Genomic DNA, 26,094 nt, shown 5'->3' with positions numbered 1-26,094 from the left:
CATGCGTGCTTTTTCTTTGCTTTTTTCGACCGGTCTGATCCTGACCGGCGCCGTTTCCGTCGCCTTTGCCGAGGATACCGAAATCATCACGGCGCCCGATCCGGCCGTCATTTTCGAGCTTGCGAAAGGCTATGGCTCGGCCAAGATGGACAAGGATGACGGCGGTGATCCGATGATCTCCGGCCGGCTCCAGGGCATGAAATATGTGATCTACTTCTATGGCTGCGAAAACCATGAGAAGTGCAAGTCTATCCAGTTCTCCTCGGGGCTATACCGACCCCTTCACGGCCGACCAGGCCAATGAATGGAACAAGAAATACCGCTGGGTGAAGGCCTTTTCCGGTGACGGGTCGAACTTCACGATGGATGTTATGTTCAGGGGCGGCGTTACCCGCTCCTACCTCGAAGAGCAGTTCTCGAACTGGGATTCCATGACCAGCGACATCAAAGCGTTCGTGGACGAGAAGTAGGGCCCTAAAGCGCGTCGCGCTGAAACGGATTCGTACGACGCGCTTTAGGTCTTTTTGATGCATGTCGTTGTCCCAGAACCGCGGCACACTTCTGGGCGACATGCATTAGCGCTCGACTGTCCGGCTGCGGATCGTCATTGCGGATTGTGCAGGCGCGTCTTCGCGCCTACATCGTGGCAACACCATTCCTCTTGTGAGCGGACCTGCCATGAACAGCCTGACCGGCCAATTCGACATTTCAGACGATCGCATCAAGCGGATCGTCGCCGACACACTGAACGGCGCCGATGATGGCGAACTGTTCCTCGAATACAGCGAGAGCGAAGCGCTGATGTTCGACAATGGCAGGCTGAAGACCGCCAATTTCAACACCGACCAGGGTTTTGGCCTGCGCGCCGTGGCCGGCGAGGCCAGCGGCTACGCCCATTCCAGCGATCTTTCCGAGGCGTCGCTGCTGCGCGCCGCAGACGCGGTCTCGACCGTCAAGGGCGGCTATTCCGGCACGCTTGCCGCGGCACCCGCGCGCACCAACCGCCATCTCTATGGCGAGGAGAACCCGATCCCCTCGCCTTCCTTCGAGGTCAAGGCCAAGCTGTTGCAGGAGATCGACGCATGGCTGCGTGCCGAGGACCCGCGCGTGCGCCAGGTGACGGCCTCGCTCGCGGCGTCCTGGCAGCATGTCGAGATCGTGCGCGCCGACGGCCAGATCGTGCGCGACATCCGCCCGCTGGTCCGCATCAACGTTTCGGTCGTCGTCGGCGACGGCGACCGCCAGGAAAGCGGCTCCTATGGCATGGGCGGGCGCAAGGCGTTCGGCGAGTTCCTGGTCGAGGACGCCTGGAAGCATGCTGCCAGGGAGGCCCTCAGGCAGGCGCTGGTCAATCTCGAAGCCATTCCCGCACCGGCCGGAACGTTCGACATCGTTTTGTCCAGCGGCTGGCCGGGCGTGATGCTGCACGAAGCCGTCGGCCACGGGCTGGAGGGCGACTTCAACCGCAAGAAGACCTCCGCCTTTGCCGGCCTGCTCGGCCAGCAGGTCGCCGCCAAGGGCGTTACCGTGGTCGATGACGGCACCATGCCGGAGCGGCGGGGTTCGCTGACCGTCGACGATGAAGGCACGCCTTCGGCCCGCAATGTGCTGATCGAGGACGGCAAGCTTGTCGGCTACATGCAGGACCGCCAGAACGCCCGGCTGATGGGCATGAAAGCCACGGGAAACGGCCGGCGCGAAGGCTATGCGCACCAGCCGATGCCGCGCATGACCAACACCTATATGACGGCGGGCGACATGGAGCCGGATGAGATCATCGCCTCGGTCAAGAACGGCATCTATGCCGTATCCTTCGGCGGCGGCCAGGTCGACATCACCTCGGGCAAGTTCGTGTTCGGCTGCACCGAGGCCTACATGATCGAAAATGGCAAGGTGACGCAGCCGATCAAGGGCGCCATGCTGATCGGCAACGGACCGGACGCCATGCACCGTGTGTCGATGATCGGCAACGACATGAAGCTCGACACCGGCATCGGCATGTGCGGCAAGGCCGGACAAGGCGTGCCGGTCGGCGTCGGCCAGCCGCATCTCAGGATGAACCAGATGACGGTCGGCGGCACCAGGGTTTGAGGATACGAATCCGGTCGGCTTGAATACCTTCCGCGATAGGGCTATCTTACGTTCGTCTTACGCAAAGGTCCTTCGCGATGGCTGCGACCGAAAAACTTATAACGACCGTCTCGACCAAGGGACAGGTAATCCTGCCCAGCGCTATCCGCAAACGGAGGGACTGGGGCGCGGGCACGCGCCTGCAGGTCGAAGACACACCGGACGGTGTACTTTTGAGACCGGCGCCTGCCTTTGCCCCGACACGACCAGAAGATGTCTTTGGTGTCCTGCCGCACAGTGGCAGACCGAAGACCTTGGAGGAGATGGACGCGGCCGTCCTTGCTGAAGCACGGCGGCGCCATGCTCGCGATTGATACCAACGTTGTCGTCAGGTATCTGACGAACGACGATCCCGAGCAGTCCCCGCGAGCCCGGCGGCTGATCGACGGTCAGCCCGTTTTCGTCGCCGTCACGGTGATCCTGGAGGCTGAGTGGGTGCTGCGCAGCGGCTATGGTTATGATCAGGCCTCGATCGTCAATGCACTGCGGGTGTTCGGCGGGCTTCCCACTGTCGAGATAGAGGATGCTGCGATCGTCTCTTCCGCGGTCGATCTAGCCGAGACGGGAATGGATTTCGCCGATGCGCTCCATCTGGGCAAGTCCTCGCAATGCTCAGCATTTGTGTCCTTCGACCGTAAGTTCATCAAGGCCGCACAAGCGGCCGGGTACGAAAGCGTTCGCGAAGGCTAGTTTGCCAGCCGGCTACGTCTTGCGGGGGGGCGGCAAACTCAAGCACGGCCTTGTGAAAATCGGCGGATTAACGTCGCCGTTTCGGCTTCTCCAGCAGCGCCACGGCCTCGACATGCGGCGACCACAGGAACTGGTCGATGGGCGTGACGCTCTTCAAGATGTAGCCGCCGTCGATCAGGATGCGTAGGTCGCGTGCCAGCGTCACCGGATTGCAGGAGACGGCGGCGACGAACGGCACATCCGAGCGGGCGATCTGCTTCGACTGGTCCTCGGCGCCGGCGCGCGGCGGGTCGAAGACGACGCCATCGAAAGCATTCAGTTCCTTGAACGTCAGCGGCCGCCGGAACAGGTCGCGGCGTTCGCCGGTTACCCGCTTCAGGCCGGTGGCGAAGCGCGATCCGCGGTCGAGCGCCGAAAGAGCTGCCGCGTCGCCTTCGACCGCGTGGACTTCGGATTTGGCCGCCAGCCGAAGCGCAAAGCTGCCGCAGCCCGCGAAAAGATCCGCGACTTTCCTGGCCCGCTTCAGATGTCCGCCAACGAGATCGGCCATCGCCTGTTCGGCGGCTTGCGTTGCCTGCAGGAAGGCGCCAGGCGGTATGGCGACAGCAACTGTGCCGAACATGACCACCGGCTTTTTCGGCTCGATGACAATCTCGTCGTCGATCGAAAGCCGGGCAAAGCCATTGGCCATGATGAAGTTGGAGGCGACCCGGCGCTGGTTCTCGCCCAGCTTGCCCGACTCATAGACAGCGACGTCAAGCCCCGAGCCCGTCACAGTGACCGCCATCCGGAACGATTTGGTGGTGGCGCAAACCAGGTCGGCGACCGATCTCAAGCGATCGAGCGCGGCAACGATCTCCGGCAGCGAGATCGGACATTCCTCGATGGGGATGATTTCCGGCGACAGATGGCGATGGAAGCCAAGCAGCATGCCTGTGTCGGCGCGCCTGGCGGCAAGCACGACGCGGCGGCGTGTGTGTGGCGCACACGGCACCAGGGCGCCGATGTCGCCGGCAATGCCTTTCAAGGCGTGCACGACCTTGTCGCGTTTCCATTGCTGGTAAGCGTCGGCTTGCAGATGCTGGACGGCGCAGCCGCCACATTCGGTGAAATGCCGGCAGGCCGGATCGATACGCAGCGGCGACGTCTCCAATACCGCCATCAGCATGGCGCGATCCCTCTCGCGCGCGGCGGTGACGGTCTCGCCGGGCAGGGTGAAGGGAATGAACATCTCGCCGGTTTCCGTCTCGGCGACGCCGTCGCCCTGCGAACCCAGTCTCTTGATGGTGAAGCCCGTGCTCATCGGTCCTTGATCCCGGCATCCTTGGTCCCGGCATCCTTGATCCCGGCAAGCAGGAATTCGCGGTTGCCGTCGCCGCCTTCGATCGGCGACATGTGCAGACCCAATGTACGCCAGCCAGGGACGCCTTCGAGCCATTCCTGCAGCAAGCCGGCCACACGGGCGGCGTCATAAGGGTCTTTCAACAGACCGCCCTTGCCGATTGCCTCGCGGCCGGCCTCGAATTGCGGCTTGACCAGAAACACCGCACGAGCGCCGTCCCGTGCCAATGCCAACGCCGGTGGCGACGCCAGTTTCAACGAGATGAAGCTGACGTCGGAGACGATGAAATCCGGGATGCGGCCGCCGAGATCGGCAGCCGCGAGCTCGCGAGCGTTGAGGCCCTCGATAACCGTCACGCGCGGGTCGCCCGCAATGTCGGGATGCATCTGGCCGTGGCCGACATCGATGGCCGTGACATGGGCCGCGCCGCGTTCGAGCAGCACCTGGGTGAAGCCGCCCGTCGAGGCGCCGATATCGAGGGCTTCACTGCCCGCGGGATCGAGACCGAAATGGTCGAGCCCGGCAATCAGCTTCAGCGCCGCGCGTGAGACATAGCCCTGCGCCGGATCGTCGATGACGATAAGGCATTGCGGCAAAACCGTCTGGCCCGGCTTGCGGGCGACCACGCCGTCGACGGTCACGGTGCCGCGCTCGACCGCGTCGCGGGCGCGCGAGCGGCTCGCAAACAGGCCGCGCTGGACGAGCAATTCGTCGAGCCGCTGGCGTGTGCTGGCTGGCAGAGGGGAGTTCATCGGCCTTCATGGCGAAAGCCGGCCGCGAAGGCAAGGACATTGGCATGGGAGGACGTCGAGACCCGGGCCGCAAGCCAGTCCGCCCGGTTGAATATCGCAGCCAGTCCGGCAAGATGTAGAGGCTCAGGCAATGCGGAGGAAGACGAATGCTGACAGGAACCTGCCATTGCGGCACCGCCCACTGGACCCTGGAAGGCGATCCCGGCCCGATCACGGCCTGCAATTGCACGCTTTGCCGCCGTTATGGCACGCTCTGGGCCTATGACTTTGTCGACGAGCGTATCCGGCTTGCGGGGCCTGTGCAGTCCTACACCCGCGCCGGCAAGGAGACGCCGTCGCTGGAAATCCTGTTTTGCCCGACATGCGCCTGCGTGCTTGCCTGGCGCGGTTTGCGTCGCAGCGACAGCGGCCGCACGCGTATCGCCGTCAATGTCAGGCTGGCACCGCCGGAGGCGGTCGCCGACCTGCCGATCGACCATTTCGACGGGCTGGACACTTATGACGACCTGCCGCGCGATGGGCGCTGCGTGCGCGATATGTGGTTTTAGAAGATCGTCCGTGAGACCTGCCGTTCAACGGCCGGCATCAGGCCGTCGCTTCCGTCATCTGAAGCCTGCTTGCGCGGGCGCTCGACAGCAACGACTGGTGCGTCCGGCACGACGACAAGCTGCGGCACCTGCTTGTAGGAAAAAGCGCCCCTGATATCGCCCATCTTGCGGGCGACGATGCCTGCCACCGCCTGTTCGAGCTTGCGGTCATAGCGCGTCTCGGCCATGGCCGGCGCGGCGATGACGGCCAAAAGGGCCGCGCCGCACAGAAGCGTTCGCATTGTTTTTAACTCCCTGCCTGGAGGCAGTTCTAGCAGGGCGGCGTTGAAAAACGGCCAAAAGAGACGGTAAGCGAAACGCCAAAGAGAAGCGTTAACATAAGGTTGCAGCCGGCACCGGCTTCAGCTGCGTGAGGTTTTGATTCAGGCGCGTTGCGCGCGTGCGGAATGGCCGAGCGCGACGAACACGGTGCGCACGATGCCGGCCGCGTCGAGCCCGGCATCGGCATACATTTTTTCCGGCTTGGCGTGGTCGGTGAACTCGTCCGGCAGCACCAGCGGCCGAACTTTCAGACCGCTTTCCAGCAAGCCTTCATGGGCGAGGAACTGCAGCACGTGGCTGGCGAAACCGCCGACAGCGCCCTCTTCCACCGTCACCAGCACTTCGTGCGAGCGGGCGAGACGGCGGATCAAATCCTCGTCCAGCGGCTTGGCGAAACGGGCGTCCGCAACCGTCGTTGACAGTCCGGCCGCGCCGAGTTCCTCGGCGGCCATTAGACAGTCCTGCAGCCGCGTGCCGAAGGACAAGAGCGCCACCTTGGTGCCATCCCTGACGATGCGGCCCTTGCCGATTTCAAGCACCGAGCCGCGCTCCGGCATGTCGACGCCAACGCCATTGCCGCGCGGATAGCGGAAGGCGATCGGGCCTTCCTCATAATAGGCGGCGGTGCGCACCATGTGGCGAAGCTCCGCCTCGTCGGCAGCCGCCATCACCACGAAGCCCGGCAGCGTCGCCAGGAAGGTGGTGTCGAAGGCGCCGCAATGAGTGGCGCCGTCGGCGCCGACGAAACCGGCGCGGTCGATCGGGAAACGCACCGGCAGTTTCTGGATCGCCACATCATGGACGACCTGATCGTAGGCGCGCTGCAGGAAGGTCGAATAGATGGCGGCGAAGGGCTTGTAGCCCTCGCTGGCGAGGCCGGCGGCGAAGGTCACGGCATGTTGCTCGGCAATGCCGACATCGAAGGTCCGGGTCGGAAACGCTTCGCCGAACAAATCCAGGCCGGTGCCGTTCGGCATGGCGGCGGTGACGGCGACGATGCGGTCGTCCAGGCGGGCCTCCTGGACCAGGCTCTCGGCGAACACCTTGGTGTAGGCCGGCGCATTGGCCGGGGCCTTGGTCTGCGCGCCGGTGATGACGTCGAACTTGTTGACGCCGTGATATTTGTCGGCCGCGGCCTCGGCCGGCGCGTAGCCCTTGCCCTTCTGGGTCACGACATGGATCAGCACCGGGCCGTCGGCATGGTCGCGGACGTTCTTCAGCACCGGGATCAGATGCTCGAGATTGTGGCCGTCGATCGGGCCGATATGGTAGAAGCCAAGCTCCTCGAACAGCGTGCCGCCGGTGACGTAGCCGCGCGCATGCTCGACCGCCCGCTTGATGGCGCGGTCGGCGCGCTTGCCGAGATAGGAGGTCAGCTTCTTGCCGAAATCGCGCAGGCCAAGATAGGTCTTGCCCGACGCGAGCCGCGCCAGATAGGCGCTCATGGCGCCGGTCGGCGGCGCGATAGACATGTCGTTGTCGTTGAGGATGACGATCAGCCGGGCATCAAGCGCGCCGGCATTGTTCATGGCTTCATAGGCCATGCCGGCGGACATGGCGCCGTCGCCGATGACGGCAATGACATTGTTGTGGCCGCCCGAGAGGTCGCGCGCCATGGCCATGCCGAGGCCGGCGGAAATGGAGGTCGAAGAGTGCGCGGCGCCGAACGGGTCGTATTCGCTCTCGGCGCGACGGGTGAAGCCGGACAGGCCGCCTTCTTGCCTGAGCGTTCGGATGCGGTCGCGGCGGCCGGTCAGGATCTTGTGTGGATAGGCCTGGTGGCCGACATCCCAGATCACGCGGTCTTCCGGCGTGTTGAAGACATAGTGCAGCGCCACCGTCAGTTCGACGACACCGAGGCCGGCGCCGAGATGCCCGCCCGTATGCGAGACGGCATCGATCAGCTCGGCGCGCAGCTCCGAGGCCAGCTGCGGCAGCTCGCTTTGGTCAAGCTTCTTCAGGTCGGCTGGAATGCGGACCTTGTCGAGAAGCGGCGTATGCAGCGTTGCGTTCACTGTTAAAGGGCCTGCTCAGCTATAATGCGCGTCGATCATGGCGAAATATGCCTGCGTCGCCGGAATGTAAATGCGTGTCAGTGACGCGGGTGATGCTGACGTTAATTGTCCGGTAACGGAATGAACTCTTCCTCATCTCCAGGAACGATATCGAAGCGGCCCGTCTTCCATTCCTGCTTGGCCTGTTCGATGCGTTCCTTCGACGACGAGACGAAGTTCCACCAGATGTGGCGCGGAGAGCCGAGCGAAGCGCCCCCGAAGAGCATGAAATGGGCGCCGCGCTCGGACGACACGACGATCTCGTCGCCAGGCCGGAACACCAGCAGCCGTTCGGCCGGAAAACGGTCGCCCGAGATTGAGACATCGCCGTCCAGCGTGTAGATGGCGCGTTCCTCGGCGTCGGCGGGAATTTTGACGCTGGCGCCGGGCGCCAGCCTCAGATCGGCGTAGAGCGTCTCGGTGTCGGCTCTTACCGGCGAGCGCAGTCCCTGGAAATCGCCGATCACCACGCGGCCGGAAACACCTTCGGCGTCGATCTCGGGCAGAAGGAGCGCGGCCGTGTTCTCGAACACCGGCGCCACTTCCTCCTTGCCGTCGGGCAAAGCCAGCCATGTCTGCAGGCCGGAGACCGACATCGGCGCGCCGCGCAGTTCTTCGGGCGTGCGCTCGGAATGGACAATGCCGCGGCCGGCGGTCATCAAATTCACGTCGCCGGGCTGGATGACCATCTCGGTGCCGAGCGAATCGCGGTGCCTGATATTGCCGTCGAACAGATAGGTGACGGTGGAAAGCCCGATATGCGGGTGCGGGCGCACATCCATCGCCTGGCCGGCGCGCAAGATCGCCGGCCCCATGCGGTCGAAGAAGATGAAGGGACCGACCAGCCGCCGCTTTGCCGTCGGCAGAGCGCGACGAACCTGGAAGCCGCCAATGTCCTTGGCGTTTGGAATGACCATGAGCTCGATCTGGTCGCTGGCGAAGGCATCGCCAGGCTCAGGGTCCTTGCCGGGGAAGAAACTCATCTGGATGTCCTCAGGCGAAGCGGAGCGCCGATTTGGCTTTTGCCTTGGCCGCCACCTCTTCACGATTGCGCGGATGATGCGTGGTTTCCAGCGAATGCAGCAATTCATGCGCCGATTCGGCGATCGCCTCGACGGCACGGTCGAAGGCTGCCTGGTTGCGCTGCGAGGGGCGCGTCGTTCCGCTCAGTTTGCGCACGAATTGAAGGGCGGCGTCGCGGATCTCGTCATGGGTCGCCGGCGGCTCGAAATTGAACAGGGTCTTGATGTTTCTGCACATGCTTGAACTCCTATCTGCTTTATGCCCGCCCCATTCCACTACTCCGCGTCGAGCGGCTCCGTTCCCACCGGTTTGCCATCACGCGACAGCCTGATCTTCTCGACCTTGTCTTCGGCCGCCTTCAGCAGCCGGTCGCAATGGGCCTTCAGCGCCTCGCCGCGCTCATAGATCTTGATCGATTGGTCGAGCGGCACGTCGCCGCGTTCCAGATCATCGACGATCTTTTCCAGCGCGTCGAGTGCCTGCTCGAAGCTCATCGCCTTCACGTCTTCATTTGCTTCGCCAGCCATACTTTACCCCTTCATCAGCCGCCCGACATGGGCGGCGACCGAAAATGCCAGTCCCTGCAGATCGTAGCCGCCCTCAAGCAGGCTGACGAGCCGGTTGCCGCTGTGGCGCCCGGCGCGTTCCAGCAACTGGCCTGTCGCCCAGTCGAAATCGTCCTCGCTGAGGTTGATCTCGGCCAGCGGGTCGCGATGGTGAGCGTCGAACCCTGCGGAAATGATGATCAGATCGGGCGCGAAATTATCGAGCGCCGGCAGGACGCGCGACAGCAAGGCATCGCGAAACATGTCCGAGCCGGTCTGCGGCGCCAGCGGGGCGTTGACGATGTTGCCGGCGCCGGTTTCGCTCTTGGCGCCGGTGCCGGGATAGAGCGGCATCTGGTGCGTCGAACAATAGAGCACCGAGGGATCGTCCCAGAAGATGTCCTGCGTGCCGTTGCCGTGATGGACATCCCAATCGACGATAGCGACGCGCTCGGCGCCGTGTTTCTTTTGCGCATAACGCGCGGCAATCGCCGCGGTGTTGAACAGGCAAAAGCCCATCGCCGTGGTCTTTTCGGCGTGGTGGCCGGGCGGACGTGAGGCGACGAAGGCATTGGCGACGCGGCCCTCGAAGACGTCGTCGACAGCGGCGTTGGCGGCACCGATGGCGGTCACCACCGCCTGCCAGCTTTTCGGGCTGGCGCTGGTGTCGGCGTCGATCGAGGCAATGCCGCTTTCAGGGATCGCGGCGCGGACGCGGGCGACGAAATCCTCGGGGTGGGCGTAGAGGATTGTGGCCTCGTCGCCTTGCGGCGCCGTTACCCGATCGAGTGCGGTGAAGGCCTCGTCGTCGAGCACGCGCTCGATAGCGCGCAAGCGGTCCGGCCGCTCCGGATGACCGGGGGGCGTCAGATGTTCGAGGAAGATCGGATGGGTGTAGAGCCTGGTGACCATGACCCGATATAGGCGCGCCCGGCCGCTTTGACCATGGTTTGACGCCTCACCGCCCCGACGTTCAACAAGGATTACACCCCGGGCGCGGGCTGCGTCCAGCGCGAGCCGCCGAAGGAGGCCAGCGCCTTATCCCTGAGTTCCCTGAACTTGGACGACCCCTCGGCCAGCCGCTGGTCCCATTCGGCGTTCGGCACCTGGCCTTCGATGGTCTTGAAATAGACCTGCATCAGGCAGGCTATGGCGAAGGGTTCGATGAAGGCCGCCTTGAAGGCCCAGGCAAGGAGGATGGCGAGCACGAAGGCCCAGCCGCCGAGCTGCCCCGGAATGAACCACATGATGGCGGCGGCCGGCGCCAGCATCAAAAGGAAGATGACGAAGGACACACCCCACATGATGACCGCCAGCCAGACGGCGTTCTTGACCATGGTCTTGCCGTTCTGGGCATAGAGCACGACGCCTTGCCGGGCGGTTTCGAAGGGCGACGACGAGTTGATACGGATGTTGTAGCCGAGGATGATCTCGTCAACATAGGTCAGCGACAGGCGGATGACCGTATTGATGAAAGCGACCAGGCCGCCGAGGCCCGGAATGGGCAGGAAGGCGGCGATGCCGCCGATCAGGCCGGTGATGGCGCGGATGGCGCCCTTGACCAGCTGGTCGACCACGAAAAGGATGTTGGCCTCGGCGAAACGTTCCTTCACCACACCCTTGGCGTAGGCGATCTGGTCCTGGCCATTGGGAATCTCGCGGCCATCGATCAGATGGACCATGACGGCGATATGGCCGGCCTTGACGACATAGAGGATGTATTCGCGGATCCAGTACAGCGCGATCGAAACGACGCCGATGCCGACGATGCCGCCCCAGAGCGCAAAGGACAGCGGCCCGTCGGGATCGGTGGAGATGTGGCCGACGCCATAGCCGACGGAGGCGCCGCTGCCGGTCGCCACGATATAGGCGAGCGTGATGCCGAAATAGACGATCATGCGAAAGACGATGAATGGCCATGTCCTGATCATGATGGACACCGACCTGCCGATTTCGAAATCCCACATGCGCCCGAATCTCCCCTCAGAGATGGACGGCGAGGATGAACCTGGGCCGAAAATTGTCAATCTCGGCAAACGCCGGGGATCGGCTCGTGAGATTTCAGGCCGGATGCGAACCCTGCTTTTTGAGCAAGCCTTCGAGCAGTTGCTGGAAGGCCGCCACCACGGTCTTCGACGTGGCTTCGGGATCGTTCGAATTGGCGATGCGCTGCGCCGCCTGGCTGCTGGCGCCGTTGATCAGCCGTGCGGCGGTTTCGGGGTCGACGCCGGGGACGACCACCCCCTCGTGCTGCAGAGCGGTCAGATGATCGGTCATTGAACCGACGCAGGCATTGGCGTTCGGCCATTGCGCCGGATCGCCGAGCACAGCCGGACCGTCGCGAAACATGATGCGCTGGATTTCCGGCTCCAGCGCCATCTCGATATAGGTCGTGCATTCGTCGACGAAACGCTGCCAGCGGCTTGGCGCCCGCGAAGCAATCTCATGGATGCGGACGGCCATCTCGCCATCGATTTCGGCGATGACGGCCTGCAGCAGGCCCTTCTTGTCGCCGAAATGATGATAGAGCGCACCGCGCGTCAGCCCGGCCGAGGCGGTGAAGTCGTCCATCGACGCGTCGGCATAGCCGATCGTGCCGAAAGCGTGGCGGGCCGCCGTGATCAGCTTGGCGCGCGTTTCGGCAATCATCTCCTTGCGGGGTCTGTGCATGGTTCTGGCCTTATTCACATACGCTTCGTATGCCAATTGACATACGCGGCGTATCGACTACCTATATTCATACGCATCGTATGTAATTGTCGAATTGGCCTTTGTCGAGGAACCAGCCATGCAAAACCCATACTCGGAAATCTTTCGTGCCCCTGGAGCCAAGGGGTTTGCCGCCGCGGGCTTCCTCGCGCGGCTGCCGATCGCCATGGCGCCGATCGGCATCGTGGCCATGCTGTCGCAGACGCGTGGCGAATACTGGCTGGCGGGAGCTGTCTCGGCGACGTTCGCGCTGAGCAACGCTTTCGTGGCGCCGCAGATATCACGGCTGGTCGATCGCCTCGGCCAGGCGCGGATCGTGATTCCGACCACCATCCTCACCGTGCTCGCCTTCGCGGTGCTGATTGCCGCAGCCAATCAGGACTGGCCGGTGTGGACGCTGTTTGTGTCGGCACTGGCGGCCGCCGCCATGCCCAGCATGCCGGCGATGGTGCGCGCGCGCTGGACCGAGATTTTTCGCGGCCGGCCGCAGATGAACACCGCATTCGCCTTCGAATCGGCGGCGGACGAACTCGTCTACATTGCAGGCGCATCGCTGTCGGTGGGCTTGAGTGCCGCTCTGTTCCCGGAAGCCGGTGTCCTGGCCAGCACGCTGTTCCTCGCCCTTGGCTCGGCAGCCTTCATCCTGCAGCGTTCGACCGAACCACAAGTGCGGCCGGTGAATCATGTCTCGAGCGGCTCGGCAATCCGGCTCAGGCCGGTGCAGATCATCACCTTCGCCCTGATCTTCGTCGGCGCCACCTTCGCGACGACGGAAGTGAGCACGGTGGCGATCACCAAGGAACTCGGCCAGCCGGGCGCCGCCAGCCTCGTCATCGGCGTCTATGCGCTGGGATCGTTCGTGCTCGGCCTCGTCGTCGGTGCGCTCAACCTGAAAGCGCCGCTGCAGCGCCAGTTGGCCCTCGCGGTCGCCCTCGTTGCGCTCGGCGCATTGCTGCCGCTCACCGCCGACACGGTGCCGCTGCTGGCGCTGACCGTTTTCATCAGCGGCGTGGCGATCTCGCCAACCTTCATCACCGCCTTCGGCCTGATCGAACGCCACGTGCCGGAAGCGATGCTGACCGAAGGCATTACCTGGGTGATGACAGGCATCGGCATCGGCATGGCGCTCGGTTCGTTTGCCGCCGGTGCGGTGGTGGATGAATTCGGCGCCCGCAACGGGTTCTGGGTCTCGGTGGCGTCCGGCGTCATCGCATTGGTCACGGTGTTGCTGGGCCAGCGCAGCCTGGCCACCCACACATGCGAGCTGGACGGATGCGACGCGGCCGCCGTTCCCGCGGAGTAAGGACGCGGCCTGACGTTCGCTTTGGAGACCACCGCAAACGTTCGGAATTAGGTGAGGCCTCTGGCGTCGTCATCACGGAGCGACGCGAAGCGAAGCGCAGACCCGAGGAGCCATTCCGTTACCGTAGGGTGCAGCGGAGCAGAATTCTGCACCGTTGCAACGCGTCGAAGTCGCGGCATGGATCCTATGGTCTGCGCCGCGTCGCTTCGCTCCTTGCTTCGCCATAGGATGACGAACGCGTGGAGGCTTCAGCAAATCGCAGAAGCAGGCGACCTGCCCGCGCAATTTTTTCGGCAGCGTCGCTCTTGCGCGACGAACTAGATAATCTCGGTCTTGGCGATATGTATGCCAAAGCCTTCAAGCCCGACATAGTGGCGCTCGCGCGAGGCGATCAGGTTGATCGAGGAAATGCCGAGATCCTTCAGGATCTGGGCGCCGAGGCCGATTTCGCGCCACTCGTTCTCACGGCGGCGGGCCTCTTCGTGGTCCTCACGGTCGGCACTCATCGGCCGGTTGCGCTCCTGATGGGCGACGCCGACCGAACCCTCCCGGAGATAGACGATGACGCCGCGCTTGCGTTCGCCCATCGCCTTCATAATGGCGTCGAGCCGGTGGCTGGTGCCGAACACGTCGGTCACCACATCCTCGGAATGCAGCCGCACCGGCACGTCCTCGCCGTCACGGATGTCGCCGAAAACGACCGCGACATGGTGCATGGAATCCCAGGGCAGCGTGTAGGTGAAGACCTGCGCCTTGCCGCCGAGTGTGTCGATTTCGGAGCAGGCGACGCGTTCGACCAGCGTTTCCTTGCGCTGCCGATAGGCGATGAGGTCGGCGACCGAAACCTGCTTGAGGCCATGTTCCTCGGCAAAGCTCGCCACCTGCGGGCCGCGCTTGACGGTGCCGTCGTCATTGACCAACTCCGAGATCACGCCAACCGGCGGCAGGCCGGCAAGTTTGCACAAGTCAACCGCGGCTTCGGTATGGCCCGAACGCATCAGCACGCCGCCTTCCCTAGCGATCAGCGGGAAGATGTGGCCGGGGCGAACGAAATCCGAACCGCCGACATTGCCGTTGGCCAGGTTGCGCACGGTCAGCGTGCGGTCCTCGGCCGAAATGCCGGTGGTGGTGCCATGCTTGAAATCGACGCTGACGGTAAAGGCCGTGGTGTGGGCGGAATCATTGTCGGCGACCATCGGCTGCAGATTGAGCCGCTTGGCCTCCTCGCGCGGCATCGGCGTGCAGACGATGCCGGAGGTGTGACGGATGATGAAGGCCATTTTCTCCGGGCTGCAATGCACGGCGGCAACGATCAGGTCGCCCTCGTTCTCACGCCCGTCATCGTCCATGACGACGACGATCTCGCCGCGCTCGAAGGCGCGGATGGCTTCGACGATTTTCTTCTGATCGTATGGCATTGGCTCGCTTCGCTCGCAGGGAATAGGGGTTGGGCAGTAGGAGTTAGGGAAGGAAGGACGGGCTGGCTTATTGCCTAATCCCTACTGCCTAATCCCCGGCCTGTCTGTCCCCGGTGCCGCAGATAATGGTCGGCGATGGCGCAGGCAACCATGGCTTCGCCGATCGGCACGGCGCGGATGCCGACGCAGGGGTCGTGGCGGCCCTTGGTCATGACGTCGACGTCGTTGCCGTCCTTGTCGATGGATTTTCGCGGCGTCAGGATCGACGAGGTCGGCTTGACGGCGAAGCGGGCGACGATCGCCTGGCCGGTCGAGATGCCGCCCAGAATGCCGCCGGCATTGTTGGACAGGAAGACCGGCTTGCCGTCATTGCCGATGCGCATCTCGTCGGCATTCTGTTCGCCGGTGATGCGGGCGGCTTCGAAACCGTTGCCGATCTCGACCCCCTTGACGGCGTTGATCGACATCAGGCCGGACGCGATGTCCTGGTCGAGCTTGGCATAGATCGGCGCGCCAAGGCCGGCTGGCACGCCGTCGGCGATGATTTCAATAACCGCGCCCACCGAGGAGCCGGATTTGCGGATGCCGTCGAGATAGCTGGTGAAGACCGGAACGGAGGCCGGATCGGGGGTGAAGAACGGGTTTTCGGCGTCACCGATGAAATTCCAGTTCCAGTTGGCGCGGTCGATCGATTTCTCGCCCATAGACACCAGCGCGCCGCGCACCACCATGCCGGGCACCACCTTACGGGCGAGCGCGCCGGCCGCCACGCGCGCCGCCGTCTCGCGGGCCGAGGAACGACCGCCGCCGCGATGGTCGCGCAGGCCGTATTTGACTTCATAGGTGTAGTCGGCGTGGCCGGGACGGTACTGGCGGGCAATGTCGCCATAGTCCTTGGAGCGCTGGTCGACATTCTCGATCAGCATCGAGACGGGCGTGCCGGTGGTGATCATCGTCTCGCCGTCCTCGTCGAGGATGAAGCCGGACAGCACCTTCACCTCGTCCGGTTCGCGGCGCTGGGTCACAAAACGCGACTGGCCGGGACGGCGCTTGTCGAGTTCGGCCTGGATTTCGGCCCGTGTGAAGCGGATGCCGGGCGGGCAGCCATCGACCACGCAGCCGAGCGACGGGCCATGGCTTTCGCCCCAGGTGGTGACGCGGAAGAGATGGCCGAACGTGTTGTGAGACATGAATTTTAGCCCTGCCCGGCAGCGGAGCCGGATCAAGGGTGCGTTCTATTGGCGTTTTCCACAGCGGTCAAACTGTGAACCGGCGGTTTTAGTTTTGACACATTCGGTTGGTTTCTGCTCTCTTCCATCCGCCCGTTGAAAGCTCGCCGCCATCCGTGCAGGCGCAATGACAAAGAGGACGACGATGCGTACCCTGATTGGCGCTGCTGCCGCCATGTTGCTGATTTCCACCGCCGCCTATGCCGGCCAGACCGAAGGCCTGATCAAGAAGGTCGACAAGGACGCGCTGACGCTGACGCTGGAGGACGGTAAGTCCTTCAAGCTCAACGCCGAGACCGATCTCGATTCGCTGAAACCGGGCATGGATATCGTCATTGCCTATGACGTGACGAATGGCGAGAACGTCGTCACCGATATGGAACTGCCCGACACCGAATAAGACCGACGCCGAACAGGGTCTTGCCGCTCGGCGGAGCCCTGCCCGGATAAACAGGACAGTCGTCCTGTTTATCCGCTCGAATCTAAAGCCAATCCAGGCGCCCGTCCTGCAGCCTGAGCACCCGGTCCTGCCGCACTTCCAGGTTTGCCGCTTCGTGTTCGGAAACACCCTTGACCATCCGAAACAGGGTCCGCACGACGCCACCATGCGTGACGCAGACCGTCTGGCGGTCGAGCGCGTCGAACCACGGCTTCACCCGTTCGAGCAGCATCTGGTAGCTTTCGGCGCCCTCACCCGGCGGCTGGAAATTCCATTTGTTGCGCCGTCGCGCCTTCGCCGAGCCCGGCATTCGCGCATCGAGTTCGGCATAGGTAAAGCCCTGCCAGTCGCCAAAGTGCACCTCGACCAGACGCGGGTCGGTGCGGTAGGCATCGGGATCGAGTTGCATCGCCAAGCGTAGCCGCTGCATCGTCTCGCGCGTCCGATTCATCGGGCTGGCGACAAAGTCGAAATCCTCAGGGTTCTGGATCAGCTCGGCCAGCCGCCGCCCATTGCGGGTCGCCTGCTCGCGGCCGAGTGCGTTGAGATCGGTGTCGGCCTGGCCCTGCAGCCGCGACTCGGCATTCCACTGCGTCTGGCCATGGCGCACGATGTAGACGAGCGGAACCATCAGGTCTTCCGGAAATCAGGACAGGCAGGCGGAAACCGCGGCAGATCTATTCCTTGACGGTCGAAATATCCGGCGCGTCGACCGCCTTCATGCCGACCACGTGATAGCCTGAATCGACATGATGCACTTCGCCGGTGACGCCACGCGACAGGTCCGACAGGAAATACACGGCGGAATCGCCGACTTCTTCCTGGGTGACGGTCTGCTTCAGCGGCGAATTGTATTCGTTCCACTTCAGGATGTAGCGAAAATCGCCGATGCCCGAAGCAGCCAAGGTCTTGATCGGCCCGGCCGAGATGGCGTTGACGCGGATCTTCTTGCCGCCGAGGTCGACGGCGAGATAGCGCACGCTGGCTTCGAGCGCGGCCTTGGCGACACCCATGACGTTGTAATGCGGCATGACCTTTTCGGCGCCATAATAGGTCAGCGTCAGCAGCGAACCGCCATCGGTCATGAGCGCTTCGGCGCGCTTGGCGATGGTGGTGAAGGAATAGACCGAAATGTCCATGGTGCGCAGGAAATTGTCGCGCGTCGTCTCGACATAGCGTCCGGTCAGTTCGTCCTTGTCGGAAAAGGCGATGGCATGGACGAGGAAGTCGAGCTTGCCGCCCCAATGCCTGGCGACATTGGCAAACACCTCGTCGAGGCTCGCCGGATCAGTGACATCGCAATGACCGGCGACAAAGGCGCCCAGTTCCGCAGCCAGCGGCTCGACGCGCTTCTTGAACGCCTCGCCCTGATAGGTCAGCGCGATCTCGGCGCCATGGTCGACGCAGGCCTTGGCGATGCCGTAGGCAATCGATCTGTTGTTGGCGACGCCCAGTATAAGGCCGCGCTTGCCGGCCATAAGGCCCTGTCCACCCGCCATGTCAGCGCTCTCCGAAAGGTTTTCTGCTTTGGAGTGCCTATCGCACACGCAGAAAGGCGCATCAAGCACAGACGGGGCGCGCGTTCAATTCAGACACTCGGCGTGACAACGAATGGGGGATAATAAGGTTGTTGTGAGATTCGAACGCCTCACTGCGGCCAGCGCGCCTTGACGGCCCAGGCCGGGCAGCCGAATCGGCTGGCCGGCACCGCATCGGCCCTATCCAGCCATTTTGCGCCAGGGAATGAGCATTCCCACCTGCTTGCGGTAGAGGCGGTACTGATCGCCAAACATCGCGACGAGATCGCGTTCCTCGAGGAAGATGCCGAGCAGGATGTAGCCGGTGCTGCCCGCCGCGAACAGAAGATGGCCCCATGTCATCGACGGCGTCGCCCAGAAGGCCAGGAGAAAGCCGACATAGAGCGGGTGCCGGACCCATTTGTAGAACAGCGGCGTCCTGAACACGGGCGGCGCCGGTTCGCTCTTGCGCAAAGCGGCGAGAACCTGGCGCAAGCCGAACAGTTCGAAATGGTTGATCAGAAAGGTGCTGGTCAACAATACCGCCCAGCCGAGCCAGAACACGCCATGGATGACGGCGACCCAGACCGGGTTCTCGACCGTCCAGACGAGACCGGGGATCGGCCGCCATTGCCAGTAGAGCAGCAGCAGGATGAGGCTGGCCAAAAGCACATAGGTGCTGCGTTCGGCCGCGTGCGGGACAATCCGTGTCCACCAGCGCTTGAAAACCGGCCGCGCCATGATGCTGTGCTGGGCGGCGAAAAGGCCGAGCAGCAGCGCATTGACGATGACGGCTTCGACCGGACTTCCAGCGACTCCGGAATCGATGGATTTCGGCACGACCAGGTTGCCGACGAAACCGACCGCATAGAGAAACGAACCGAGAAAAATCAGGTATGCGGCAACGCCGTAGATAAGGGTGATTACGCCCGCCATGACTGCCCCTCCATGCAAGCATCAGGATTCGGTCGGTCGACCGAATTCAGTGTCAAAAACCATAAATTTTCTAGCGAGTCAACTTGATCGGTCGATCGACCGAGATAGAGTGGAGGGACGTCCAGCCCCGGACAGGAGAAGCTATGATCCGCCCAGATTGCACCGCTACCAGCGGCAGCCACGCCGCATGACGGACGCTGCCGAAGCCGTTACCCCGCCGCAGAACAAGCAAAAGCGCGACACGCGCGCCGAACTGATTTCGGCCGCCGAGTTGTGCCTCCATCGAGGCGGCTACGCCGATCTGTCGACGCGCCGCGTTGCCGAGATCGCCGGCGTTCCGCTCAGCCAGATCCATTACCATTTCGGCTCCAAGGAACGGCTGTTCCTGGCCCTGCTCGACCATCTGAACGAGGGCCTGCTGAAACGCCAGGCGGAGACTTTTGCGGCACCGATGCCGCTGTGGCAGCGCTGGGAGCGCGCTTGCGATTTCCTCGACGATGATCTGGCGTCCGGCTATGTCCGGATCCTGCACGAGATGATCGCGGCAAGCCTGTCGAGCCCCGAAATCGCCAAGGCGGTGCGCCGCGACCTGCGCGGCTGGTTCGAACTGCTGGACGGACTGGCGCAAGAGGCGGAGCGGCGGTTCGGCGGCCTCGGGCCATTCTCCGCCGCCGAAGTGACCAGCCTGGTCAGCGCCGCCTTCCTCGGCAGCGAGACGATGATCCTGCTGGAGATCGAGAGCCCGCATGTCCCGGTGCGGCAGGCGCTGCGCCGCTTCGGCGAAACCATCCGGCGGATGGAGGAAGTGGCGCCCGGCAGTTAGCCAGCGAAGTCGAGCCGCGTCAGCCTTTGCGGCTGCGCATCAGCGCTTCGAGTTCGCTGTCGCCGCCTTCCGGCAGCATGATGCGGACATGGGCGTAGAGATCGCCATGGCCGCCGGCCTTTTCCGGCAAGCCCCTGCCCTTCAGGCGCAGCACCTTATCGGAACTCGACCAGGCCGGAATGTTGACCGCCAGCCTGCCGGTCGGCGTGTCGACCGGCACCTTGGCGCCCAGCACCGCGTCGGCCAACGCTACCTCCAGATCGGCATGCAAGTCACGGCCCTCGATGCGGTAGCGCGGGTGCCTGCGGATACGGATCTTGACCAGCGCATCGCCCGGCTGTCCCGGCCCCTGCTCGCCCTGGCCCTTCAGCCGGATGGTCTGGCCATCCTCGACATAGACCGGCAGCTTGACCGCGATCTTGCGGCCGTCGGGGAACATCGCCGTCACCTTTTCGGCGGTCGCTATCTCCTCGATGGTGACGTCGAGCGTGACGTTCAGATCGGCGGCGGTCGCCTGCTGGCGGCGGTCGCCTGTTCCGGCGCCGCGCGCGCCGGAAAAGGCGTCGCCGAAAATCTGGCTGAAGATATCGCTGTTGCCGTCGAACGGATCGCCGCCCGGACGCCCGGATCGGAATTCGAAGCGCGAGCCGCCGGCGCCCTGCTGGCGGCGGAAGCCACCGAACGGATCGCCGCCGCCGGCTGCGCCCTCGAAGCCCTGGAATTTCGGCTTGCCGTCGGCGTCGATCTCGCCGCGGTCGAAGGCCGCACGGTTCTTCTCGTCGCCGACGACCTCATAGGCCTGATTGGCGGCGGCAAAACGGTCCTTGGCCTTGGGATCATTCGGATTCTGGTCCGGATGATACTTCTTGGCGAGCTTGCGGTAGGCCGATTTTATGTCCTTGGCCGATGCGTTCTTGGCAACGCCCAGCACCTCATAGGGGTCGCGCATGCGTCCTGCCCTGGAAAATGAGTTAAATCCACGTTGGCCCTTATATGCGCTCCCATAGGAAGAAATTCCAGTGGCGCGCAGGCTTATCGAGGCTGAAATTGCGGCGCCCGCAAACCCTGGAAAATCAGAGCGGTTTGAAGTCCTGCATGTGCCAGCCGCCGGCCGCGGCGATGCACAATTGGCCCTTGAACAAAGTGACGCCGTCGAAGCTTTCGCGCGAGGCGGTAAAGCTGCGGCAGTCTTGGCCGTTGTCCTGCACTTCGGCGAGTTCGGTGATGGAGCCGCGCGAGCCGGTGTCGGCATTCGCCCACGGCACGGCCTGGCCGCGAAGCTCCTCGATGTCGGCCGAAGACACTGCATTGCCGATCGTGGTCTGGTCGGAAGCGCTGTCGGCGTCCGTCGATGTCACCCTAGCCGGCGCGCTCGAGGTGACGATGGAACGGTCGACCTCGGCCTTTTCCAGGCTGAAGCCGCCGGCGCCGCAGGCGGCAAGCGGCAGGGCGATAATCACGATCACGGCTTTCGAACTGGCCGAAGCGATAACGCTCCATTGCCCGCTGTCAAAAGCTTGCGCGATACGCGACAATCGGCAACCTCCTGAAGCTCGAGACAATTTGAGAAAAACTATGAGTGACACTGAGTTAACAAGTAGTGACTTTACCGAAGCCGCCGAGCCGTTCCGGCTCTTTGCCGAGTGGCTGGAGGACGCCAAGAAAAGCGAAATCAACGACGCCAACGGCGTAGCACTTGCAACCGTCGATGCCGACGGCATGCCGGATGTGCGGATGGTGCTGCTCAAGGGTTTCGATGAAAGCGGCTTTGTCTTCTACACGAATTTCGAGAGCGCCAAGGGCCGCGAGATTCTTGGCAGCATGAAGGCGGCGATGTGCTTCCACTGGAAATCGCTGCGCCGCCAGGTGCGCATACGCGGTCCGGTGGAGATCGTCAGCGACGCTGAAGCCGACGCCTATTACGCGACGCGGCCGCGCGGCAGCCGGATCGGCGCATGGGCTTCGAAACAGTCGCGGCCGCTGGAAAGCCGCTTTGCCCTGGAGAAGGCGGTGGCCGAATACACGGCGCGCTACCCTATCGGCGAAATCCCGCGGCCAAAGCACTGGTCGGGCTTCCGCATCGTGCCGCAGGCGATCGAGTTCTGGCACGACCGGCCATTTCGGCTGCACGATCGGCTGGTCTTTTCGCGCAACGCCGAAGGCGGCTGGGACAAGACACGGCTTTATCCCTGAGGAGAGGTTCAGGCCTTCTTGCGCGTCATGAAGGCGGTCAACGCGGCGCGCGCTTCGTCGGACTTCAGCCGCTCGGAGAAATGCTCGCTCTCCACCTTGATGCGGGCGACAAGCTCGTCGCGCGGGGCGCGCATCAGGTCACGCGCAATCTTCAGCGCCTGCGGCGGCTTGGCGGCGATCGCGCGGGCCGCGGCAAGTGCCGCGGCTTCTAGCCCGTCCTCCTCGACCACCTCATAGATCAGGCCGGCGGCCTTGGCGCGTTCGGCGGAAAAACCTTCGCCGAGCCCAAGCAGCGCGAAGGCGCCCTGCCTGCCGAGGATGAGCGGCGCCAGCAGGCTGGAACCCGCCTCCGGCACCAGGCCGAGGTCGACGAAGGGTGTGCGGAACACCGTGCGCGGCGTGGCGAAAGTCAGGTCGCAATGCAAATTGAGCGTGGTGCCGATGCCGACCGCAATGCCGTCGACGCCGGAGACCATCGGCTTCTCCGTTTTGGCCAGCGCCATCAGGAAGTCCCAGACCTCGTTGCCGCCCTCACCGCCGGTGGCGATGACCAGGAAATCGGCGAGATCGTTGCCGGAAGAGAAGGCGCCAGGCACACCGAGGAAGACATGGACGCGAACCGCCGGGTCGGCATCGCCATCGGCCAGCGCCTTGGACATTGTCGCGTACATGGCGCGCGTCAGTGCGTTCTTCTTGTCGGGACGGTTCATGCGGATGATCTGGATGGCGCCCTGGCGCTCGACGAGGATATGGTCTGTCACGGTCATTTTCCCTGGTGAGCGCTCTGGTATTCAGGCCGATATCAGCGCCTTGCCGGCGGCGGCGAGGCTCTCGGCGCCACCGATGACGCGTTCCTTCAAGGCGCTGACTTCGCCGAGCAGGTTTTCGGCGAAGAAGCGGCAAAGGGCGATGCGGCTCTGCTGGGCAAGTCCGCCGCGCGCCAGATAGGCGCCGCCGGCAGCAAGCGAGATCAGCCTGAGATAGGGGGTCGCACCGGCCTGCGCTACGTCCAGACGGCCATCGGCCAGCAGCTTCTGCAGGAAGCGCGTCGCCTCGGTGAGCTCGTCGAACGCCTGGTCAAGCGCTTCGGCGGTGCGGCCGAAGCCCTGCAGGCTCGAGGTCCGCACCTCGTCGGCCATGGCCTTCAATTCGGCGATATAGCCATGCACATGCTCGCCGCCGCCAAGCGGCAATTTGCGGGCTACAAGGTCGATCGCCTGGATGCCGTTGGTGCCTTCATAGATCGGCGCAATGCGGGCGTCGCGATAGAGCGCGGCCGCGCCCGTCTCCTCGATGAAGCCCATACCGCCGTGGACCTGGACGCCGAGCGATGCGACATCGACGCCGATATCGGTGGAAAAGGCCTTGGCCAGCGGCGTCAGCAGATTGGCGCGATCGCGCCAATGCGCGGCCTCCTCGCCTGTCGACACACGCGCGAAGTCGATGGCATAGGCGCAGGAATACGAGATGGCGCGGGCGATCTGGGTCAAAGCCTTCATGGTCAAGAGATTGCGCTGCACGTCGGGGTGATGGACGATCGGCGCCATCCCGGCGCCTGAAAAGTCCGATGCCTTGCCCTGGCGGCGCTCATTGGCATAGGCGATCGCCTTCTGCGTCGCGGCTTCGGCCACTGCCACGCCCTGCATGCCGACGCAAAGCCTCGCGTTGTTCATCATGGTGAACATGCAGGCGAGCCCCTTGTTCTCCTCGCCGATCAGCCAACCGATGGCGCCGGGCGCAGCACCCTGGAACCCGTCGCCATAGATCATGGTGCAAGTCGGCGAGGCATGGATGCCGAGCTTGTGCTCGAGGCCGGAACAGAAGACGTCGTTGCGGGCACCGAGCGAGCCGTCATCATTGACCAGGAATTTCGGCACCAAAAACAGCGAGATGCCGCGCGTGCCGGCCGGTGCGTCGGGCAGCCGCGCCAGCACCAGATGGATGATGTTGTCGGTGAAATCATGCTCGCCATAGGTGATGAAGATCTTCTGGCCGAAGATGCGGTAAGTACCGTCGCCGGCAGGCTCGGCGCGGCTGCGCAAGGCGGCGAGATCGGAACCGGCCTGCGACTCGGTCAGGTTCATCGTCCCCATCCACTCGCCGGAGACGAGCTTTGCCAGATACTTTGCCTTCAGCGCTTCGGAAGCATGCTTGTCGAGCGCCTCGACCGCGCCCATGGTCAGCGTCGGGCCGATGCCGAAGGCCATGGCGGCGGAGTTCCACATTTCGAGCGCGGCAACGCCGAGCATGGTCGGCAGGCCCTGGCCACCGAATTCTTCCGGTCCCGACAGCGCGTTCCAGCCGCCGTCGATCCAGCTGCGGTAAAGCGCCTTCCAGCCGGGCGGCGTGATCACGGTCGCATCCTTCAGCACCGCGCCATGCTCGTCGCCGATCTTGTAGAGCGGCGCCACCTCCTCGCTGGCGAAGCGGCCGGCCTCGGACAGGATGGCGTCGACAAGGTCTTCGCCGAGGTCCCCGAACGCGCCGCGGTCGAGCGCCGGCTTGAGTCCGGCGACATGCTTGAGCGTGAACGAAATGTCGTCGACCGGGGCCTTGTACATGCCGCTTTCTCCTCCGCTGCTCCGACCGCTCGATCCTAGGACCCGGGCCGATGCAAAACCATCCGCCTCTGGGCGGCCTCCGGCGTTCTTTTTACGTAAACGTCAAACTTTGTCACGCGGATTTTCATCGAACTTCGTCGTCCACAGATGGAGCGGGACCGTAGCGGACGCCGAGCACCATGTCGCGACCTCGCGCTAGGGGCGCAACGGTGCAGAATTCCGCGCCGTGGCAACGCTTCGAAGTCGCGGAATGCATACTATGGTCCGCGCCGCGTCGCTTCGCTCCTTGCTTCGCCATAGAATGACGAAATCGCGAGAGCGACAGGACTCCTGCCCGAAAGCACTTCCTTAACCATACCGGTCCACCATCGGTGTTTGGTCAGCGGGGATCCCCTGTTTGAAAACGCCGGCGCATCTTCTTCGCCGCTCAGCGATCGCTCTCGCGGCGATGATGGCGCTGACGTCAGCGGCTACAGCCTCGGACTTTTCCGAGCCTTGGCGGGATGGCGACCGCGCGCTGGTGGTCGACGCCTATGAATACAATTCCATCGACTGGGCGCAGCTTGCCACCGACAAGCGCATTGTCGGCTTCATCAACAAGGCCTCCGACGGGCTGCCGCCGCCCTATTTCTGCTACGGCGACGAGCCTACGGTCAAACTCTGCAAGACATTGTGGAAACGCTTTGCGGTGACGCGCGAGCTGTTTCAGACGCGCAAGGTGGTGGCCAAGGCGCTCGGCCTGAAATGGGGCGCGTATCATCTTGCCCGCCCCGGCAATCCGCTCGAGCAGGCCAACAGTTTCATCGATTTCGCCGAGCCAGCCCCTGACGATCTGCTCGCCCTCGATCTCGAAGGCAACGACCCCTCGCAATGGATGTCGCTCGAGGATGCCGAGGAATTCGTGCGCCAGGTGCACCGGCGGCTCGGCCGTTTCCCGATCCTCTACACCAACGGCAAGACCGCCCAGTACATCGCCGACAACCGCTACCAATACCGTCTGCTGTCGCGGCTGCCGCTCTGGTATGCGCGCTACAAGCCCGACATCGACGTGCATTTTCCGATGGGCAACTGGCAGGGCTATGCGCTGTGGCAGTTCTCGGCGCAGGCCAATTGCGGGCGCCTGCGCTGCCCCTACCGCGTCGCCGGCACGCCCTACGACATCGACGTCAACGTCGGGCCGATGGACGCGGCGGCACTGCGCCAGCAATGGCCCTTCGGCGGCCTGATCGACGTGCCGCCCGACTACCTCGCCTCGATACCGGTGCCGGTGTCGCGCGCGGCCGGGCTCGCCGGCAAAGTCACCATCACATACGCCGATGTGGCGACGCCACCGACGGTCGAGGAAATGGTGGCGGTGCTCGGCGCGCGCTGGCAGACATTCCGCGCCGCCTTCCGCATGCCGGTGGTCAAGACGGTGCCGCGCCGCGCGCGCTTCGGCATTGCCGAGTATGTCGCCTGGAAGCGGACCACGTATCGTTCGGAGGCTCTGCTCGAGGCCGCCTTCTCGCAGGCCGCCGACCCGGTCAGCACCGCTTCGACGGAACTGGTTCGCGAGCGCTGA

Annotated in this window: 30 protein-coding genes; 11 read left to right on the top strand and 19 right to left on the bottom strand. The window is 63.8% G+C overall.

Annotation, left to right across the window (positions count from 1 at the left end):
• The first annotated feature begins 1 nt into the window (after window position 1).
• The 5 genes from NKJ76_RS17000 to NKJ76_RS16980 all read left to right on the top strand — a co-directional run bounded on the left by NKJ76_RS17000 (window position 2) and on the right by NKJ76_RS16980 (window position 2,820).
• Window positions 2-304, top strand: a complete 303-nt coding sequence (locus tag NKJ76_RS17000) for a type III secretion system chaperone family protein (protein ID WP_352537979.1) — start codon at window positions 2-4, stop codon at window positions 302-304.
• On the top strand, window positions 219-470 hold the full coding sequence (locus NKJ76_RS16995) for a YbjN domain-containing protein (protein ID WP_352537938.1): 252 nt from the start codon (window positions 219-221) through the stop codon (window positions 468-470). The genes NKJ76_RS17000 and NKJ76_RS16995 overlap by 86 nt, the downstream gene beginning before the upstream one ends.
• A gap of 208 nt (window positions 471-678) precedes the next feature.
• Entirely contained in the window at window positions 679-2,091 is a 1,413-nt protein-coding gene (gene tldD, locus NKJ76_RS16990) for a metalloprotease TldD (protein WP_023738485.1), read from the top strand.
• A 77-nt stretch (window positions 2,092-2,168) separates the two neighbouring features.
• Window positions 2,169-2,444 (top strand): AbrB/MazE/SpoVT family DNA-binding domain-containing protein, encoded by a 276-nt coding sequence (locus tag NKJ76_RS16985; protein ID WP_081732289.1) that lies wholly within the window; start codon window positions 2,169-2,171, stop codon window positions 2,442-2,444.
• Entirely contained in the window at window positions 2,431-2,820 is a 390-nt protein-coding gene (locus tag NKJ76_RS16980; protein WP_023834470.1) for a type II toxin-antitoxin system VapC family toxin, read from the top strand. Before NKJ76_RS16985 ends, NKJ76_RS16980 begins: the two co-directional genes overlap by 14 nt.
• 67 nt (window positions 2,821-2,887) lie before the next feature.
• On the opposite strand, the gene NKJ76_RS16975 is transcribed toward NKJ76_RS16980, so the two are convergent.
• Both NKJ76_RS16975 and NKJ76_RS16970 read right to left on the bottom strand, forming a co-directional pair.
• Complete coding sequence (locus tag NKJ76_RS16975; protein ID WP_352537937.1) at window positions 2,888-4,123, bottom strand: class I SAM-dependent RNA methyltransferase; 1,236 nt, start codon at window positions 4,121-4,123, stop codon at window positions 2,888-2,890.
• Window positions 4,120-4,914: a TlyA family RNA methyltransferase gene (locus NKJ76_RS16970; protein ID WP_023830287.1), complete on the bottom strand. Its 795-nt coding sequence runs from the start codon at window positions 4,912-4,914 to the stop codon at window positions 4,120-4,122. The genes NKJ76_RS16975 and NKJ76_RS16970 overlap by 4 nt, the downstream gene beginning before the upstream one ends.
• A gap of 146 nt (window positions 4,915-5,060) precedes the next feature.
• Between NKJ76_RS16970 and NKJ76_RS16965 the strand changes: the two genes are divergently transcribed.
• Complete coding sequence (locus tag NKJ76_RS16965; protein ID WP_023716106.1) at window positions 5,061-5,462, top strand: GFA family protein; 402 nt, start codon at window positions 5,061-5,063, stop codon at window positions 5,460-5,462.
• On the opposite strand, the gene NKJ76_RS16960 is transcribed toward NKJ76_RS16965, so the two are convergent.
• The 8 genes from NKJ76_RS16960 to NKJ76_RS16925 all read right to left on the bottom strand — a co-directional run bounded on the left by NKJ76_RS16960 (window position 5,459) and on the right by NKJ76_RS16925 (window position 12,075).
• Window positions 5,459-5,743, bottom strand: a complete 285-nt coding sequence (locus tag NKJ76_RS16960; protein WP_023668429.1) for a hypothetical protein — start codon at window positions 5,741-5,743, stop codon at window positions 5,459-5,461. The genes NKJ76_RS16965 and NKJ76_RS16960 overlap by 4 nt on opposite strands.
• A 141-nt stretch (window positions 5,744-5,884) precedes the next feature.
• Complete coding sequence (gene dxs, locus NKJ76_RS16955; protein WP_352537936.1) at window positions 5,885-7,798, bottom strand: 1-deoxy-D-xylulose-5-phosphate synthase; 1,914 nt, start codon at window positions 7,796-7,798, stop codon at window positions 5,885-5,887.
• 101 nt (window positions 7,799-7,899) lie between these two features.
• Window positions 7,900-8,820, bottom strand: a complete 921-nt coding sequence (locus NKJ76_RS16950) for a pirin family protein (RefSeq protein ID WP_023685413.1) — start codon at window positions 8,818-8,820, stop codon at window positions 7,900-7,902.
• 10 nt (window positions 8,821-8,830) lie between these two features.
• Window positions 8,831-9,097, bottom strand: coding sequence for a DUF2277 domain-containing protein (locus NKJ76_RS16945; RefSeq protein WP_023668432.1), 267 nt, complete (start codon window positions 9,095-9,097; stop codon window positions 8,831-8,833).
• A gap of 38 nt (window positions 9,098-9,135) precedes the next feature.
• On the bottom strand, window positions 9,136-9,387 hold the full coding sequence (locus tag NKJ76_RS16940; RefSeq protein WP_023668433.1) for an exodeoxyribonuclease VII small subunit: 252 nt from the start codon (window positions 9,385-9,387) through the stop codon (window positions 9,136-9,138).
• Between the two features lie 3 nt (window positions 9,388-9,390).
• Window positions 9,391-10,317 (bottom strand): histone deacetylase family protein, encoded by a 927-nt coding sequence (locus NKJ76_RS16935; protein WP_023747548.1) that lies wholly within the window; start codon window positions 10,315-10,317, stop codon window positions 9,391-9,393.
• A 71-nt stretch (window positions 10,318-10,388) separates the two neighbouring features.
• A complete protein-coding gene (locus tag NKJ76_RS16930; RefSeq protein ID WP_023668435.1) occupies window positions 10,389-11,372 on the bottom strand; it encodes a hypothetical protein in 984 nt (327 codons plus the stop codon).
• A 94-nt stretch (window positions 11,373-11,466) separates the two neighbouring features.
• Window positions 11,467-12,075: a TetR/AcrR family transcriptional regulator gene (locus NKJ76_RS16925; protein ID WP_352537935.1), complete on the bottom strand. Its 609-nt coding sequence runs from the start codon at window positions 12,073-12,075 to the stop codon at window positions 11,467-11,469.
• A gap of 118 nt (window positions 12,076-12,193) precedes the next feature.
• Here NKJ76_RS16925 and NKJ76_RS16920 point away from each other — a divergent pair, with 118 nt between their 5' ends.
• Window positions 12,194-13,417, top strand: coding sequence for an MFS transporter (locus NKJ76_RS16920; protein WP_352537934.1), 1,224 nt, complete (start codon window positions 12,194-12,196; stop codon window positions 13,415-13,417).
• Window positions 13,418-13,734: 317 nt separating this feature from the next.
• On the opposite strand, the gene ribB is transcribed toward NKJ76_RS16920, so the two are convergent.
• Both ribB and aroC read right to left on the bottom strand, forming a co-directional pair.
• Window positions 13,735-14,835 carry a 3,4-dihydroxy-2-butanone-4-phosphate synthase gene (gene ribB / locus NKJ76_RS16915; RefSeq protein ID WP_023668438.1) on the bottom strand — a complete coding sequence of 367 codons (1,101 nt, stop codon included), beginning with the start codon at window positions 14,833-14,835 and terminating at the stop codon, window positions 13,735-13,737.
• A gap of 74 nt (window positions 14,836-14,909) precedes the next feature.
• Window positions 14,910-16,025, bottom strand: a complete 1,116-nt coding sequence (gene aroC / locus NKJ76_RS16910; protein WP_352537933.1) for a chorismate synthase — start codon at window positions 16,023-16,025, stop codon at window positions 14,910-14,912.
• 184 nt (window positions 16,026-16,209) lie between these two features.
• On the opposite strand from aroC, the gene NKJ76_RS16905 reads away from it, so the two are divergent.
• Entirely contained in the window at window positions 16,210-16,464 is a 255-nt protein-coding gene (locus tag NKJ76_RS16905) for a DUF1344 domain-containing protein (protein ID WP_023685405.1), read from the top strand.
• A gap of 82 nt (window positions 16,465-16,546) precedes the next feature.
• On the opposite strand, the gene NKJ76_RS16900 is transcribed toward NKJ76_RS16905, so the two are convergent.
• The 3 genes from NKJ76_RS16900 to mddA all read right to left on the bottom strand — a co-directional run bounded on the left by NKJ76_RS16900 (window position 16,547) and on the right by mddA (window position 18,956).
• Complete coding sequence (locus tag NKJ76_RS16900) at window positions 16,547-17,134, bottom strand: histidine phosphatase family protein (RefSeq protein WP_352537932.1); 588 nt, start codon at window positions 17,132-17,134, stop codon at window positions 16,547-16,549.
• Window positions 17,135-17,180: 46 nt separating this feature from the next.
• Window positions 17,181-18,002 (bottom strand): enoyl-ACP reductase FabI, encoded by an 822-nt coding sequence (fabI, locus tag NKJ76_RS16895; RefSeq protein ID WP_023692087.1) that lies wholly within the window; start codon window positions 18,000-18,002, stop codon window positions 17,181-17,183.
• 219 nt (window positions 18,003-18,221) lie between these two features.
• Window positions 18,222-18,956, bottom strand: coding sequence for a methanethiol S-methyltransferase (gene mddA, locus NKJ76_RS16890; RefSeq protein ID WP_023692088.1), 735 nt, complete (start codon window positions 18,954-18,956; stop codon window positions 18,222-18,224).
• Between the two features lie 187 nt (window positions 18,957-19,143).
• Here mddA and NKJ76_RS16885 point away from each other — a divergent pair, with 187 nt between their 5' ends.
• Window positions 19,144-19,779, top strand: a complete 636-nt coding sequence (locus tag NKJ76_RS16885) for a TetR/AcrR family transcriptional regulator (protein ID WP_023818972.1) — start codon at window positions 19,144-19,146, stop codon at window positions 19,777-19,779.
• 19 nt (window positions 19,780-19,798) lie between these two features.
• Here the strand turns inward: NKJ76_RS16885 and NKJ76_RS16880 are convergent, their stop codons facing one another.
• Both NKJ76_RS16880 and NKJ76_RS16875 read right to left on the bottom strand, forming a co-directional pair.
• Window positions 19,799-20,728 carry a DnaJ C-terminal domain-containing protein gene (locus NKJ76_RS16880; protein ID WP_023692090.1) on the bottom strand — a complete coding sequence of 310 codons (930 nt, stop codon included), beginning with the start codon at window positions 20,726-20,728 and terminating at the stop codon, window positions 19,799-19,801.
• 124 nt (window positions 20,729-20,852) lie between these two features.
• The gene (locus NKJ76_RS16875) at window positions 20,853-21,314 is read right to left on the bottom strand and encodes an RT0821/Lpp0805 family surface protein (protein ID WP_023702032.1); all 462 of its coding nucleotides are present in this window, start codon (window positions 21,312-21,314) and stop codon (window positions 20,853-20,855) included.
• Between the two features lie 28 nt (window positions 21,315-21,342).
• On the opposite strand from NKJ76_RS16875, the gene pdxH reads away from it, so the two are divergent.
• The gene (gene pdxH, locus NKJ76_RS16870) at window positions 21,343-21,972 is read left to right on the top strand and encodes a pyridoxamine 5'-phosphate oxidase (RefSeq protein ID WP_081725434.1); all 630 of its coding nucleotides are present in this window, start codon (window positions 21,343-21,345) and stop codon (window positions 21,970-21,972) included.
• An 8-nt stretch (window positions 21,973-21,980) separates the two neighbouring features.
• Here the strand turns inward: pdxH and NKJ76_RS16865 are convergent, their stop codons facing one another.
• Window positions 21,981-22,733 (bottom strand): crotonase/enoyl-CoA hydratase family protein, encoded by a 753-nt coding sequence (locus NKJ76_RS16865; RefSeq protein ID WP_352537931.1) that lies wholly within the window; start codon window positions 22,731-22,733, stop codon window positions 21,981-21,983.
• A gap of 30 nt (window positions 22,734-22,763) precedes the next feature.
• Window positions 22,764-24,533 (bottom strand): acyl-CoA dehydrogenase family protein, encoded by a 1,770-nt coding sequence (locus tag NKJ76_RS16860; protein WP_352537930.1) that lies wholly within the window; start codon window positions 24,531-24,533, stop codon window positions 22,764-22,766.
• A 448-nt stretch (window positions 24,534-24,981) separates the two neighbouring features.
• Between NKJ76_RS16860 and NKJ76_RS16855 the strand changes: the two genes are divergently transcribed.
• Window positions 24,982-26,094: a glycoside hydrolase family 25 protein gene (locus NKJ76_RS16855; protein ID WP_352537978.1), complete on the top strand. Its 1,113-nt coding sequence runs from the start codon at window positions 24,982-24,984 to the stop codon at window positions 26,092-26,094.

Origin of the sequence: Mesorhizobium sp. M0029, from assembly GCF_040323735.1 — a bacterium.
In the GTDB taxonomy this organism is placed as follows: domain Bacteria; phylum Pseudomonadota; class Alphaproteobacteria; order Rhizobiales; family Rhizobiaceae; genus Mesorhizobium.
Note: the sequence above shows the minus strand (reverse complement) of the source record. Positions and strands in the feature narration are given on the sequence as shown.

Bases quoted from the DNA above. Each gene is read 5' to 3' on its own strand.
- NKJ76_RS16935 (WP_023747548.1), bottom strand. From the start codon at position 10,317: ATGGTCACCAGGCTCTACACCCATCCGATCTTCCTCGAACATCTGACG.
- NKJ76_RS16945 (WP_023668432.1), bottom strand. From the start codon at position 9,097: ATGTGCAGAAACATCAAGACCCTGTTCAATTTCGAGCCGCCGGCGACC.
- NKJ76_RS16885 (WP_023818972.1), top strand. From the start codon at position 19,144: ATGACGGACGCTGCCGAAGCCGTTACCCCGCCGCAGAACAAGCAAAAG.
- NKJ76_RS17000 (WP_352537979.1), top strand. From the start codon at position 2: ATGCGTGCTTTTTCTTTGCTTTTTTCGACCGGTCTGATCCTGACCGGC.
- NKJ76_RS16940 (WP_023668433.1), bottom strand. From the start codon at position 9,387: ATGGCTGGCGAAGCAAATGAAGACGTGAAGGCGATGAGCTTCGAGCAG.
- NKJ76_RS16960 (WP_023668429.1), bottom strand. From the start codon at position 5,743: ATGCGAACGCTTCTGTGCGGCGCGGCCCTTTTGGCCGTCATCGCCGCG.
- NKJ76_RS16855 (WP_352537978.1), top strand. From the start codon at position 24,982: ATGATGGCGCTGACGTCAGCGGCTACAGCCTCGGACTTTTCCGAGCCT.
- ribB (WP_023668438.1), bottom strand. From the start codon at position 14,835: ATGCCATACGATCAGAAGAAAATCGTCGAAGCCATCCGCGCCTTCGAG.
- NKJ76_RS16920 (WP_352537934.1), top strand. From the start codon at position 12,194: ATGCAAAACCCATACTCGGAAATCTTTCGTGCCCCTGGAGCCAAGGGG.
- NKJ76_RS16930 (WP_023668435.1), bottom strand. From the start codon at position 11,372: ATGTGGGATTTCGAAATCGGCAGGTCGGTGTCCATCATGATCAGGACA.
- NKJ76_RS16975 (WP_352537937.1), bottom strand. From the start codon at position 4,123: ATGAGCACGGGCTTCACCATCAAGAGACTGGGTTCGCAGGGCGACGGC.
- NKJ76_RS16965 (WP_023716106.1), top strand. From the start codon at position 5,061: ATGCTGACAGGAACCTGCCATTGCGGCACCGCCCACTGGACCCTGGAA.
- NKJ76_RS16985 (WP_081732289.1), top strand. From the start codon at position 2,169: ATGGCTGCGACCGAAAAACTTATAACGACCGTCTCGACCAAGGGACAG.
- fabI (WP_023692087.1), bottom strand. From the start codon at position 18,002: ATGGCGGGTGGACAGGGCCTTATGGCCGGCAAGCGCGGCCTTATACTG.
- NKJ76_RS16980 (WP_023834470.1), top strand. From the start codon at position 2,431: ATGCTCGCGATTGATACCAACGTTGTCGTCAGGTATCTGACGAACGAC.
- NKJ76_RS16950 (WP_023685413.1), bottom strand. From the start codon at position 8,820: ATGAGTTTCTTCCCCGGCAAGGACCCTGAGCCTGGCGATGCCTTCGCC.
- NKJ76_RS16900 (WP_352537932.1), bottom strand. From the start codon at position 17,134: ATGGTTCCGCTCGTCTACATCGTGCGCCATGGCCAGACGCAGTGGAAT.
- NKJ76_RS16925 (WP_352537935.1), bottom strand. From the start codon at position 12,075: ATGCACAGACCCCGCAAGGAGATGATTGCCGAAACGCGCGCCAAGCTG.
- NKJ76_RS16995 (WP_352537938.1), top strand. From the start codon at position 219: ATGGCTGCGAAAACCATGAGAAGTGCAAGTCTATCCAGTTCTCCTCGG.
- NKJ76_RS16970 (WP_023830287.1), bottom strand. From the start codon at position 4,914: ATGAACTCCCCTCTGCCAGCCAGCACACGCCAGCGGCTCGACGAATTG.
- tldD (WP_023738485.1), top strand. From the start codon at position 679: ATGAACAGCCTGACCGGCCAATTCGACATTTCAGACGATCGCATCAAG.
- aroC (WP_352537933.1), bottom strand. From the start codon at position 16,025: ATGTCTCACAACACGTTCGGCCATCTCTTCCGCGTCACCACCTGGGGC.
- mddA (WP_023692088.1), bottom strand. From the start codon at position 18,956: ATGGCGGGCGTAATCACCCTTATCTACGGCGTTGCCGCATACCTGATT.
- NKJ76_RS16860 (WP_352537930.1), bottom strand. From the start codon at position 24,533: ATGTACAAGGCCCCGGTCGACGACATTTCGTTCACGCTCAAGCATGTC.
- NKJ76_RS16905 (WP_023685405.1), top strand. From the start codon at position 16,210: ATGCGTACCCTGATTGGCGCTGCTGCCGCCATGTTGCTGATTTCCACC.
- NKJ76_RS16880 (WP_023692090.1), bottom strand. From the start codon at position 20,728: ATGCGCGACCCCTATGAGGTGCTGGGCGTTGCCAAGAACGCATCGGCC.